This window comes from Corynebacterium sp. MSK006 (assembly GCF_030232385.1).
Taxonomy (GTDB): domain Bacteria; phylum Actinomycetota; class Actinomycetes; order Mycobacteriales; family Mycobacteriaceae; genus Corynebacterium; species Corynebacterium frankenforstense_A.
In genome coordinates this window covers 1-12,623 of the sequence record NZ_JASPJZ010000014.1, presented here as the reverse complement: position 1 = coordinate 12,623, position 12,623 = coordinate 1, and the positions used below count along the sequence as shown (strand labels likewise).

Genomic DNA, 12,623 nt, shown 5'->3' with positions numbered 1-12,623 from the left:
CATGACCGCGGAGCGCAAGCGCCGGCTGCACCTGCCGGGGGCGAAGCGTCGGGCCAACCCCGACGGCACGATGACGATCATCGAGCACCTCAAGGAGCTGCGCCGCCGCCTGATCATCTGCCTGCTGGCCGTCGCCGCGACCACGGTCGTCGGCTTCGTCTGGTACCAGAACTCCGCCTTCGGGCTGCCCACCCTGGGCGAGCTCATGCGCGGGCCCTACTGTGAGCTGCCCGTGCACATGCGCATCACCTTCGGGCCCGACGAGGAGTGCCGCCTGCTGGCCACCCGGCCCTTCGAGATGTTCCTGCTGCGCCTGAAGGTCGGCGCGATCGTGGGCCTCGTGCTCGCCAGCCCGGTCTGGCTCTACCAGGTCTGGGCCTTCATCACCCCGGGCCTGCACAAGACGGAGAAGCGCACCACCTTCACCTTCGTGACCATCGCCGTGCTGCTCTTCTGCGCCGGCGCCGTGCTGGCCTACTTCGTGCTCTCCTACGGGCTCGAGTTCCTCATGGGCATGGGCGACGAGGCGCAGTTCGCCGCGCTGACCGGCCAGGACTACTTCAACTTCCTGCTGGCCCTGCTCATCGTCTTCGGCGTCAGCTTCGAGGTCCCGCTGCTCATCGCCGCGCTGAACATCGTCGGCCTGCTCTCCTACGACGCGCTGAAGGACAAGCGCCGCTACATCGCCGTCGGCCTGTTCATCTTCGCGGCCTTCATGACCCCGGGCCAGGACCCGTTCTCCATGGTCGCCATGGCGATCGCGCTGAACGTCCTGGTCGAGCTCTCGCTGCAGTTCTGCCGCATCAACGACAAGCGCCGCGGCCGTGAGCGCCCGGAGTGGATGGACCTCGACGACGACGAGTCCTCCGGGGCCGTCGCCGCGCCCGCCCCGGTCGCCCCCGCGGCCCCCGTCCACGCCTCCCGCCGCCTCGACGGGACGGACTACTCGGACGTCCTCTAGGCCCGCCCACTAGCCTGGGGGACCATGGGCTCCCATCTCGACCGTTTCACCGCCGGCCTCGACTTCGACCTCGACGACTTCCAGCTGCGCGGCTGCCGCGCGGTGGAGGCCGGCCACGGCGTCCTCGTCTGCGCGCCCACCGGCGCGGGCAAGACCGTCGTCGGTGAGTTCGCCGTCGACCTCGCCCTCGCCCAGGGCACCAAGTGCTTCTACACCACGCCGATCAAGGCGCTGAGCAACCAGAAGTTCAACGACCTGTGCGCCACCTACGGCGAGGACCGCGTGGGGCTTTTGACCGGCGACCGCTCGATCAACGGCACCGCCGACGTGGTCGTGATGACCACCGAGGTGCTGCGCAACATGATCTACGCGCACTCCCCGCAGCTCGACCGCCTCAGCCACGTGGTCATGGACGAGATCCACTACCTGGCCGACGCCTCCCGCGGCGCCGTGTGGGAGGAGGTCATCCTCAACCTCGACGAGGACGTCCACATCATCGGGCTGTCCGCCACCGTCTCCAACTCCGAGGAGTTCGGCGAGTGGCTGGCCACCGTCCGCGGCGACACCGAGGTCGTGGTCACCGACCACCGCCCGGTCCCGCTGGACCAGTGGATGCTCGTCGGCCGCGCCGTCCTGCCGCTCTTCGAGCCCGGCCCCGTCGCCGCCGAGGGCACCGGGGGAGGGGTCTCCAGGGCCCTGCAGCGCGCCATCGACCGCGCCGAGCGCCGTTCGACTGACGACGCCCCGCATGAACGCCGTGGCGGTTTCCGTTCCCGTTCCACGGGGCGCCGCCCCGGCCGCGAGCGGCCCACCCGCGAGCGCTCCTGGCGCCCGCCGACCCGCCCCGACGTCATCGCCGCGCTGCGCGACCAGGGCATGCTGCCCGCGATCACGTTCATCTTCTCGCGCGCCGGCTGCGACGGCGCCCTGCACCAGTGCCTGCGCTCCCGGCTCGTGCTCACCGACCAGGACGAGGCCGACCGGATCGGCGAGATCGTCGACGCCGGGGTGGCCGGCATCCCCGAGGAGGACCTGAAGGTCCTCGGCTTCCGCCAGTGGCGCGCCGCGCTCACCCGCGGCTTCGCCGCCCACCACGCAGGGATGCTGCCGGCCTTCCGGCTCATCGTCGAGGACCTCTTCCAGCGCGGCCTGGTGCGCGCCGTCTTCGCCACCGAGACCCTCGCGCTCGGCATCAACATGCCCGCGCGCACCGTCGTGCTCGAGAAGCTGGTCAAGTACAACGGCGAGACCCACGCCGAGCTCACCCCGGCCGAGTACACGCAGCTGACCGGCCGCGCCGGCCGCCGCGGCATCGACACCGTGGGCAACGCCGTCGTCGAGTGGGCCCCGGCCGTCGACCCGCACGCGGTGGCGGGCCTGGCCTCCACGCGCACCTACCCGCTGGTCTCCACCTTCGCCCCCGGTTTCAACATGGCCGTCAACCTGCTGGGCACCCTCGGCTACGCCACCTCGCTCGACGTGCTCGAGAGCTCCTTCGCCCAGTTCCAGGCCGACCGCGCCGTCGTCGGCGACGCCCGCAAGCTCGACCGGGCCCGCGCCCGGGTCACCGAGCTCGAGGAGCAGCTCGCCGCCGAGGTCGCGGCCCTCGCCCCGCCGAGCGACGACCCGCTCGAGGACCTCCTGGACTACCTCGAGCTGCGGCGCGAACTGAGCGACGAGGAGAAGGCCGCGCACCGCAACGCCTACGCCGAGCGCGAGAAGGAGACGCTGACCCTGCTGGCCCGCCTGCAGCGCGGCGAGGTCATCGCCATGCCCGCCAAGCGCCGCCCGGTGCTCGCCGTGGTGGTCAACCCCGCCAACCAGACCCTCGACCCGCGCCCGCAGGTCATCTCCGAGACGGGCTGGGCCGGCCGCATCGAGGCCGGCGCCTTCGCCAACCCGCCCGTCGTCCTCGGCCGCATGAAGCTGCCCAAGGGTGTGCAGCACAACCCGCGCCGCCACGCCAAGTACGTGCGCGACCAGTTCCACCGCCACAGCTTCGGCCGGCCCAAGCACATGCGCACCCGCCCGCGCGTGCGCCCCACCGCGAAGGTCACCGCCCTGCGAGAGGCGGTGCACAACCACCCCGTGCACGACTGGCCCGGCTCCGACCGCGAGTCCCTGGCGCGCACCGGCGAGAAGCTCATCCGGCGCCGCCGCGAGGCCCGGTCGCTGGCCGCCGCCGTCGACGGCGCGACCGACACCCTGGCCCGGGCCTTCACCCGCATCCTCGACCTGCTCGCCGAGTACTCCTACGTCGAGTTCGACGAGTCCGGCACCCCGCACGTCACCGACGAGGGGGAGCGGCTGGCCCGCATCCACAACGAGGCCGACCTGCTGGTCGCCCAGTGCCTGCGTCGCGGCATCTGGGACGGGCTCGACCCCGCCGAGCTGGCCGGCACGGTCTCGACCTGTGTCTTCGAGAACCGCCGCGAGACCTCCGGGGAGGCCGCCGCGCCCACCGACGACATGGCCGACGCGATGAACGCCACCGAGCGCATCTACGCCGAGCTCGCCTCCGACGAGCGCCGCCACCGCCTGCCCGTGACCCGCGAGCCCGAGCCCGGCTTCGCCCTGGCCATGCACCAGTGGACCGCAGGCGCGCCGCTCGGCTACGCCATCCAGGCCGCCGCCGAGTGCGGCGCCGAGCTGACCCCGGGCGACTTCGTGCGCTGGGCCCGCCGCGTGGTCGACCTGCTCGAGCAGGTCGCGGCCACCGGCTACACCGGCGAGGTCCGCCGCAACGCCCGCCGTGCGGTCGACGCGATCCGGCGGGGCGTGGTCGCCCTCGGCAACTGAGCGGACCTACCATAGGGAGCATGTCTGAACTTTTCGACGCCTCCGTCTACGCCGACCGGCTCGGGTGCGCGCAGGGGCTCCTGCGCGAGCGCGGCCTGGCCGGCATCGTCATCGGCCCCGGCCCGGAGCTGGCCTACCTCACCGGCTCCTGGACCTCCTCGCACGAGCGCCTGACCGCGCTGACGGTCACCCCGACGAAGAGCCGACTGATCGCCCCCGAGACCGACCTGCACTCGCTGGCCGACTCCGCGGTCTCCGAGCTGGACGTCGAGGTGCTCGGCTGGGCCGACGGCGAGGACGCCCACGCCCTGGCCGCCGCGCCCGTTCTCGAGGGCGACGCCGACGGCGCCGTCGGACTCGGCGACAGCCTGACCACCCGCCACGTGCTGGCGCTGCAGGAGCTCTTCGCCCCGCGCGAGACCAAGGTCGCCGCCCTGGCGCTGGCCGAGCTGTTCACCCGCAAGGACGCCGCCGAGATCGAGCAGCTGCGCGCCGCCGGCCGGGCCATCGACGCCGTGCACGCGAAGGTCCCGGAGCTGCTGCGCGCGGGCCGCACCGAGGCCGAGGTCGCCGCGGACATCGACAAGCTGATCCTCGAGCGCCACGGCGTCGTCGACTTCGTCATCGTCGGCTCCGGCCCCAACGGCGCCAACCCGCACCACGACTTCTCCGACCGCGTCCTCGAGGACGGGGACATGGTCGTCGTCGACATCGGAGGCACCTACGGTGTCGGCTACCACTCGGACTGCACGCGCACCTACGTCGTCGGCGGTGACCCGGCCACGCTGCCGGAGGAGGCCCGATCCATGTACGCCGTGCTCGCCGAGGCGCAGGAGGCCGCCGTCGCGGCCGTGCGACCCGGCGTGACCGCCGCGTCGATTGACGACGTCGCGCGCTCCCGCATCACCGAGGCCGGTTACGGCGAGGCGTACTTCCACCGCACCGGCCACGGCATCGGGCTGTCCACCCACGAGGAGCCGTTCATCATGGCCGGCAACGACCTCGTCCTCGAGCCTGGCATGGCGTTCTCCGTCGAGCCCGGCATCTACCTGCGCGGCCGCTTCGGCGCCCGCATCGAGGACATCGTGGTCGTCACCGAGGACGGCTGCGAGCGCCTGAACGAGGGTCCCCGGGAGCTGCGGTGAGGACCCGCGTGCTCGTCGTCGGCGGCGCCGAGGGGGTCGGCCGCCTGGCCGCCGGCCTCTTCCGCGGCGGCTGGGAGGTGACCACCGTGGTGCCGGCCTCCGTGACCGTCGCCTACGGCCGGGTGCTCACCGGCTACCACGGCGGCGCCGCCGGGCTGGCACGCACCATCACCGAGGGCCGCATCGAGGTGGTCGTGGACGCCGCCGCGCCCTTCGACGCGGAGCTGCACGCAGACACCGCGGAGGCGGCCCGCGCCACCGGGGTGCCGATGGTCGCCTACGCCCCGCCCGCACTGGCCGGCGCGGTCAATCTCCCCGACGCCCAGGCCGCGGCGGCCTGGGTCGCCCGCAACGCGCACCACGTGCTCCTCGACTGCGCCGACGGGGTGCTCGACCCGACCGCCTTCGCCGACGACTCCGACAACCTCTACGTCCTGCGCCGCGCGCCCGCCCAGGCCGAGGCCTGGCCCCCGCGCCACCGGGACGTCCCGGATGTCCCGGACGTCGCAGGCTCCGTCCGGGACCAGGGCCAGAAGGGGGAAGAGCGCGCCGTGCTGCGCGACAACCAGGTCGATGCCGTCGTCCTGCCCGACACCGGCGAGGCCGCCCACCAGGTCACCCTGGCCGCCGCGGAGTCGCTCGGCGTGCCCGTCGTCGCCGTCGCCCGGCCCGACGTGCTGCCCGCCGTGACCGTCTTCGACTCACCCGAGGACGTGGTGCGGGCACTGTGAACCCGCCGGTAGGGTGGGCGACGTGCCTTATCTGATCGTCATCCCGTACCTCGTGATCGAGGGCCTGGCCTTCTGGGCCGTGGCCTCCTGGCTCGGCGGGGGCTGGGCGCTGCTGCTGCTCTTCGCCTTCTTCTTCCTGGGCCTCGGCCTGGCGGGCCTCGAGATGCGCACCATCGCCACCCGTGCGGCCGGCAACCAGGAACGCCCCGGCAAGGCCGCCGGCGGGATCGGGCTGACCGCCGCCGGGGCGGTGCTCGTCGCCGCCCCCGGCTTCGTGACCACCTTCCTCGGCCTGCTGCTCATCTTCGGGCCCACCCGCGAGCTCATCCGCCGCGGGCTGGCCCGGCGCCTGCGCACCTTCCTCGAGGACATGGGCGCGCGCACCTTCGAGGCCACCGCACACTTTGGCCCGCGCACCAGCTACGGCTCCTTCAACGACCACGAGGTCATCGACGAGGACGAGATCGCCCAGTTCCGCCAGGAGCTCGACGACTTCGACGGCAGCGACGGCGGCGACAACGGGGACGACAACAAGGGCACGGACGGCCGGTGAACCGGTACCTGCGCGGCCTGCGGCTGCTCATCGCGATCGTCGGCGGCGTCGCCGTCTACGCCTCCTATGAGCCCACCGGCTGGTGGTGGGCGGCAATTCTCGGCGTAGGCCTCTTCTTCCTCGCGCTCTCGCCGTGGGGCGCGGACCGCCCGGGCCTCGGCTTCGGCGCGCTCATCGGCCTGGCCTTCGGACTCGGGAACTACCTCGGCCTTCTGCCGTGGATCGGGGAGTTCGTCGGCGCACTGCCGTACGTCGCCCTCGCCATTGTGCTGGCCTGCTACATCGCGCTCGGCTCCGTCGCGCTCACCGCGGTGCTCCGGTGGCGCTTCGGCCTGGCCGCCGCGCCGCTGGTCTACTTGGTCATCGAGTTCTGCCAGTCGACCTTCCCCTTCGGCGGCTTCGCCTGGGTGCGCCTGGCCTGGGGCCAGATCGCCGGGCCCCTGGCCGCCCTGGCCCGCTACGGCGGTCCCGCCCTGGTCACCCTCGCCGTCTGCGCCGCCGGCGCCGCGCTGACGGCCCTCGTCCTCTCCGCCTTCCGGCGCCGCCTCAGCCTCGCCGGCGCGGTCTGCGTCGTCGTGGTGCTCGCGGCCGGCCTGGGCGCCGGCACCCGGCTCGACCCGGAGGACACCCGCATCGGCCAGACCCGCATGGCGGCGATCCAGGGCAACGTGCCGCGCATGGGGCTCGACTTCAACGCCCAGCGCCGCGCCGTGCTGGCCAACCACGTCCGCGAGACCGAGCGCCTCGCCGCCGAGGACGTCGACCCGGACATCGTCATCTGGCCCGAGAACGCCTCCGACGTCAACCCCTTCCTCGACTCGGGCGCGCGGGCCATGACCGAGTCCGCCGTCGCCGCCGTCGACGCCCCGGTCCTGGTGGGCACGCTCACCCGCGACGAGGTCGGCGCCCGCAACACGATGGTCGTCTTCGACCCGCACGGCGTCGGCGACCGCCACGACAAGAAGTACCTGCAGCCCTTCGGTGAGACGATGCCGATGCGCGACTTCTTCCGGCTCTTCTCCGACTACGTCGACCAGGCCGGCGACTTCAAGCCCGGCGACGGCGACGGAACCGTCCACATGCGCGGCGTCAACGTCGGCGTGGCCACCTGCTACGAGGTCATCGTCGACGCCGCCTACCGCGACGCCGTGCACGCCGGCGCCGAGATCCTCGTCACACCGACGAACAACGCCACCTTCGGCTTCACGGACATGACCTACCAGCAGCTGGCCATGTCGCGGATGCGCGCCATCGAGCTCGACCGGGGCGTCGTCGTGGCCGCGACCTCGGGGGTCTCTGCCATCGTGACCCCCGACGGCACCGTCACCGGGCAGACCGCCATCTTCGACCACGACCACCTCGTCGCCGACCTGCCGCTCAAGCGCGGGCTGACCCCGGCGGCCAGGTGGGGGAGGGCCTTCGAGTGGACGGCGGTTATGATGGGCGGTGCCCTCGCGGCCCTCGCACTGTTCACCGTCAGAAGGAGAACCCACCGTCGTGGCACCAAGTGACAGCACCCTGGTCATCATCCCGACCTACAACGAGCTGGGCAACCTGCCCCTCATCACCTCGCGGCTGCGCACCGCCGAGCCCGAGGTGCACGTGCTCGTCGTCGACGACAACAGCCCCGACGGCACCGGCGAGAAGGCCGACGAGCTGGCCGCGGCCGACGACCACATCCACGTCCTGCACCGGGAGGGCAAGGGCGGCCTGCTCGGCGCCTACCTCGCCGGCTTCGAGTGGGGCCTGGAGCGCGACTACCAGGTCCTCTGCGAGATGGACGCCGACGGCTCGCACGCCCCGGAGCAGCTGCACCTGCTCCTCGAGCAGATCGCCGAGGGCGCCGACCTCGTCATCGGCTCCCGCTACGTCGAGGGCGGCAAGGTGGTCAACTGGCCCAAGAAGCGCTGGATCCTCTCCCGCGGCGGCAACATGTACATCTCGCTGGCGCTGGGCACCGGCCTGACGGACACCACCGCCGGCTACCGCGCCTTCCGCCGCGAGGTCCTCGAGCAGCTAGACCTCGACCAGCTCTCCGCGGCCGGCTACATCTTCCAGGTCCACCTCGCCTGGCTGGCCGTCGAGGCCGGCTTCGACGTCCGCGAGGTGCCGATCACCTTCACCGAGCGCGAGATCGGCGAGTCCAAGCTCTCGGGCAGCTTCGTCGGCGACAGCCTCGCCGTCGTGACCAAGTGGGGCCTCAAGCACCGCGGCCAGCAGCTGCGCGACCTGGTCTCCGAGATGGCCAAGCTCGGCGGCCACGCCATCAGCGAACGCCGCCGCAAGGCGCGCAACCTGCGCAACTTCTAGCGCGCACGCGCACCGTCAATTGCCGACGCCGCGCAGCGCGGCGTCGGCAATTAAGAAAGACCCCGTGGGAGTTCCACGGGGTCTTTCCGGGTTGAGGAGTAATCGAGGGCTACTTGCCCTCCTCCTTGTCCTTCTGCGCCTTGAGTCGCGCGGCGGAGCGGCGGCGCTTGCGCAGGTGCTCGATGCGCTCCTCGAGCAGCTCGTCGAGCTCCTCGATGGAACGACGCTCGCGCAGCATGTCCCAGTGGGTGCGCGGCGGCTTGGCGGGCTTGGACTCGACGCCCTCGCCCTCGACGAGGGTGCCCATCTGGCCGTTCTTGCACAGCCAGGACTCGGGGATCTCCGCGTCTTCGGCGAAGGGGACCTCGAAGATCTCACCGGAGTCGGTGCGGTACTTCACCATCTGGCGCGGAGCCAGGTCGTGGTCGCGGTCAGTCTCGTAGGAGACGGCACCCATGCGGCTGCCACGGAGCACGCGGTCGGCCATATTCGCATCAGTCCTTTACTCGATCCCTTATTCCAGACGCTCAAGTATAACGCCCCACGGGTCTGGTTTGTTCCCGGGTGGGCTAGACTGTGTGCGTGCCAGACACCCCCGCCACACCGGACAACCGGCGCCGTCGTCCCACGACGTGCCAGTGGTGCGGTAAGGCGATCGAGAGCAGCGGCCGGGGGCGGCCCCGCAAGTACTGCAGCGCCACCTGCCGCCAGCGCGCCTACGAGCAGCGGCACAACCTCTCCGGACGACCCATCCCGGCCGACGCCGTGGTGATCACCCCGGAGCGGGCGGAGCAGCTGCGCGACGGCCTGTTCGAGGTCCGCTGCGCCGCGGAGGACGTCGCCACGGCCGCCGGCGAGGGTGCCGGGGCCGCGGAGCTCGAGGGGTTGTGCTCGGAGCTGGTGGCTCTGGCCAGGAGAGTCGAGAAGCTGAGGTAGTCGATGCTGAAGAACCGGAAGTTCGTGATCACCGCCTTCGTCGTGGCGATCGTGCTGATCGCCGTCGCCGGCGTGGCGCCCGCGGTCATATCCGCCTTCACCGGCCCCGGGGTCAAGACCGAGGGCCTGACCGACGAGTACGCCAAGCCCGCCGAGGTCAGCCTCGACGGCGACTGGGAGGTCGTGCGCAACCGCGGCGACAACGCCACCTCCGTCGGCTTCACCTTCCCGGAGCTCCTGCCCGGCGACCGCCGCGTGACCTCCGGGTCCACCCAGCAGATCACCGGCGGGGTGCGCGTCGAGGACCAGAAGCTCGTCGACGGCACCGTCACCGTCGACATGAACACCATCGAGTCCGACAACGAGCGCCGCGACATCAACGTCCGCAACAAGATCTTCGAGACGGACAAGTTCCCGACCTCCGAGTTCCGGGTCACCGAGCCCGTGGACCTCTCGGGCGTGCCCGACGACGGCACCGCCGGCGAGGTCGAGCTCACCGGCGAGCTGACCATCCACGGGGTGACCCGCGAGGTCACCGCGCCGTTCAAGGTGCTGCGCGACCGCGACCGCGTGGTCGTCTCCTCGACGATCCCGGTCAACCGCCTCGACTACGAGGTCGAGACCCCCGACTTCGTCGCCGCCACCATCGACGAGCAGGGCGAGATCAACATCCGCCTGACCCTGAGGCAGCCCTGATGCTGCCGCGCATGATCCCCTGGCTGTGGGTTCGCCTGGCCATCGTGATCGCCTTCGGCATCTGGCTGACCACCACCGAGGTCGCCTGGCTCTCTCTGCTCTGCGTGCTCCTCGCCGCGCTGACCGGCTGGCAGCTCTACACGGCGTACCGGGCACGGTAGGGGCTCGGCGAGGTGTCCGTGCGCGTGGAGCGGGCCCAGGTGCTGGGCCATCGCCTGCGTGCGCAGGGGCTGCTGCCTCGGTCCGCTGATTGCGGCGTCGGCGCGTTCCAGGACAGCCCACCCTCGTCCGCCGCGCAGGCGGCGGCGGTGCGCGGTGTGGTCAATGCCCGGCCCGTGCGCTCCTGGGCGATGCGGGGCGCGCCGTTCGTCTTCGACGCCGCTGACCTGCCCGTCTACACCCTCGGCGCGCTGCCGCCCACGCCCGAGGGCCGGCTGCGCCTGATCCGCGGCGTCGGCCGCATCTCTCCGCGCTCGGGCTCTCGGTCGACGAGGCCCGCGAGCTCGTCTCCGCGCAGCTGCCGGGGGTGCTCTCCGGGCGGCGCCTCGCCATCGACGAGCTCGGCCGTCAGCTCGCCACCGCCGTCGAACCGTCGCTCAGCTCTGAGGCGCTGCGCGTGTGGCGCGCGGAGGGCCCGCACGCGGCCGGCTGGCCCGTCGGCGAGGCCGTCATCCACTTCCTGCTGCGCCTGTGCTGCCTGCGCGGCGAGCTCGCCTTCGCGCCCCGCGAGGTGGATAAGGCACCGTTTGCGCTGCTCAACGAGTTGATTGACGACGTCCCGTTCGTCGGCCTCGGCGTCAATGGTGCGGGTGGCGGGGACGGCGGCGCTGCCGCCGGTGGTGCGGCCGCCCGCGCCGAGTTGGCGCGGCGTTTCCTGCACGTCTACGCGCCCGCCAACCGCGGCGACTTCGCGGCGTGGCTCGGGGTGGGTTCGAAGGACGCGGAGGGGTGGTCGGCACTCACCGACGAGCTCGTTTCAGTGCGCTACGGCGGCCGGCGGGTCTACGCGCTCGAGTCGGATCTCTCCGCTCTCGTGTCGGCGCCGGATCCGGCGGAGGCCGAGGCTGCTGAGCTTGGGGCGACGCTGCGCCTGCTGCCGCCCTCGGACCCCTATCTGCAGGCACGGGACCGGGCGACGATCGCGGGGGAGGAGCACCACAAGGCGATCTGGCGTCCGGTCGGTGCCCCGGGCGCGGTGGTCGTCGCCGGCCGGGTGGTCGGTGTCTGGCGGCCGCGGACCAGGTCGGGACGGCTCATGGTGAGGGTGTTCTGGTTCGGTTCGGATGGTTGCGGGCGGTCCGGGAGTGCCGGGAGCCCTGGGAGTCCTGGAAGCTCCGCGGGGAAGGCTGTGGGGCAGGACGCGGGTCAGGTCTCGCTTAAAGTGTTGGAGGAAGCCTGTGAGCGCGAGGCAAATCTGATTGCCGGGGCGCGGGGGTGTTGATCTGTCCGGGGTCGTCTTCGAGGCGCAGTGATCTACTGCGCTCGGCTTTTGGCCTGGTGTGGCCTTGGTCGGCTACGGCGCTCAACGAGCCCCAGGCGAGGGTTGGCGCTACTTCCTGGTCGACGCACCACGGTGGGTGGCCTCCATTTGTGGTCGATCCTGGCTTGCAGGGGAGCGACCCATCGGTCATGCGGTGGCGGGGGAGTCAGAGGGAGGGGTGCAGTGATCTACTGCCGGCCCTTCTAGCCGCGGGGAACCAGGCCGGCCGCTCGGCGACCGGTCCCCCTCAGCGTCGCAGTAACCTAATGCAGCTCTCCGGACGGTCTCGGATATGGACATGCAGTGACCAACTGCAAGCTCGCTCAGTCGTGGCCTGCTAGGTGACGGTGCAGTGACCTACTGCAGGGCCGGATAAGCCAGTCTCAGAGGGGCGTGATGAAGCGATGCAGTGACTTACTGCGACCCCCATCCGGTCCCTCCGATGGCGACCTTGAGACGGCGATGCAGTAACTCACTGCAAACCCCGGTAGTCCCGAGGGGCCGGCCGACCCGATCCCGGGTCGCAGTGATCCACTGCCAGCCCCACCCACGAGCAGATTACCCAAAACTCACCGCCCACGTTCGAACACACAGGCGACCCATGTCCCACCCCTGCGCTACACTGAAACCCGAACACACAAGGCACCACAAAGTGCCAGCACACACCACATGACCAGGGGGTAGAAAGGACCATGCGACACCACCGGGGACGACCCAAAGGCCACCACACACCATCGAACACTTTCGCCAAGAAGCTCGGCCGGCGCCAGGCCCGCCGCAGGATCATCCGCCAGGCGACCACCAGGCGCCAACGTGTCACCGCCAAGAAGATCAAGACCGCACTACGGGTCCGCCAGGAAGCCCGCGACCAACGCGAAGCCGACCTACGCCTGACGCGGGCAAACCGTTGGCGCAACAACCAGGTCCCCGGCGGACACATCCCACCTGCCGACGGCACCAACCCACCCAACTACTTCTCGAACACCGACCAGACCGACCCCGTGGCCGTGAA

General features: G+C 71.4%; 12 protein-coding genes and 1 pseudogene. 12 read left to right on the top strand and 1 reads right to left on the bottom strand.

Annotation, left to right across the window (positions count from 1 at the left end; translation table 11 throughout):
• Position 1: 1 nt before the first annotated feature.
• The 7 genes from tatC to QQA02_RS08465 are packed head-to-tail and all read left to right on the top strand — an operon-like array spanning position 2 to position 8,499.
• Positions 2-961 (top strand): twin-arginine translocase subunit TatC, encoded by a 960-nt coding sequence (tatC, locus tag QQA02_RS08495; RefSeq protein WP_284774611.1) that lies wholly within the window; start codon positions 2-4, stop codon positions 959-961.
• A 24-nt stretch (positions 962-985) separates the two neighbouring features.
• Positions 986-3,760, top strand: coding sequence for a DEAD/DEAH box helicase (locus QQA02_RS08490; RefSeq protein ID WP_284864115.1), 2,775 nt, complete (start codon positions 986-988; stop codon positions 3,758-3,760).
• Positions 3,761-3,780: 20 nt separating this feature from the next.
• Positions 3,781-4,905 carry a M24 family metallopeptidase gene (locus QQA02_RS08485; RefSeq protein WP_284864113.1) on the top strand — a complete coding sequence of 375 codons (1,125 nt, stop codon included), beginning with the start codon at positions 3,781-3,783 and terminating at the stop codon, positions 4,903-4,905.
• 8 nt (positions 4,906-4,913) lie between these two features.
• Positions 4,914-5,636 carry a precorrin-6A/cobalt-precorrin-6A reductase gene (locus QQA02_RS08480; protein ID WP_284864111.1) on the top strand — a complete coding sequence of 241 codons (723 nt, stop codon included), beginning with the start codon at positions 4,914-4,916 and terminating at the stop codon, positions 5,634-5,636.
• Positions 5,637-5,658: 22 nt separating this feature from the next.
• Entirely contained in the window at positions 5,659-6,189 is a 531-nt protein-coding gene (locus tag QQA02_RS08475; protein WP_284864109.1) for an FxsA family protein, read from the top strand.
• On the top strand, positions 6,186-7,700 hold the full coding sequence (gene lnt, locus QQA02_RS08470; protein ID WP_284864107.1) for an apolipoprotein N-acyltransferase: 1,515 nt from the start codon (positions 6,186-6,188) through the stop codon (positions 7,698-7,700). The genes QQA02_RS08475 and lnt overlap by 4 nt, the downstream gene beginning before the upstream one ends.
• The gene (locus QQA02_RS08465; RefSeq protein ID WP_284774599.1) at positions 7,687-8,499 is read left to right on the top strand and encodes a polyprenol monophosphomannose synthase; all 813 of its coding nucleotides are present in this window, start codon (positions 7,687-7,689) and stop codon (positions 8,497-8,499) included. Before lnt ends, QQA02_RS08465 begins: the two co-directional genes overlap by 14 nt.
• Before the next feature lie 109 nt (positions 8,500-8,608).
• On the opposite strand, the gene QQA02_RS08460 is transcribed toward QQA02_RS08465, so the two are convergent.
• Complete coding sequence (locus QQA02_RS08460; RefSeq protein ID WP_284774597.1) at positions 8,609-8,986, bottom strand: RNA polymerase-binding protein RbpA; 378 nt, start codon at positions 8,984-8,986, stop codon at positions 8,609-8,611.
• A gap of 95 nt (positions 8,987-9,081) precedes the next feature.
• On the opposite strand from QQA02_RS08460, the gene QQA02_RS08455 reads away from it, so the two are divergent.
• The 5 genes and pseudogenes from QQA02_RS08455 to QQA02_RS08435 all read left to right on the top strand — a co-directional run.
• Positions 9,082-9,435, top strand: a complete 354-nt coding sequence (locus QQA02_RS08455) for a hypothetical protein (RefSeq protein ID WP_075663840.1) — start codon at positions 9,082-9,084, stop codon at positions 9,433-9,435.
• A 3-nt stretch (positions 9,436-9,438) separates the two neighbouring features.
• Positions 9,439-10,131, top strand: a complete 693-nt coding sequence (locus tag QQA02_RS08450) for a YceI family protein (RefSeq protein WP_284864104.1) — start codon at positions 9,439-9,441, stop codon at positions 10,129-10,131.
• Positions 10,131-10,292, top strand: a complete 162-nt coding sequence (locus QQA02_RS08445) for a hypothetical protein (RefSeq protein WP_284774595.1) — start codon at positions 10,131-10,133, stop codon at positions 10,290-10,292. Before QQA02_RS08450 ends, QQA02_RS08445 begins: the two co-directional genes overlap by 1 nt.
• Positions 10,293-10,543: 251 nt before the next feature.
• Positions 10,544-11,572, top strand: a pseudogene (locus QQA02_RS08440) (DNA glycosylase AlkZ-like family protein); the annotation flags it as partial.
• A 731-nt stretch (positions 11,573-12,303) separates the two neighbouring features.
• Positions 12,304-12,623: hypothetical protein (locus QQA02_RS08435; protein WP_284864102.1), on the top strand; the 320-nt coding region annotated here is incomplete at its 3' end.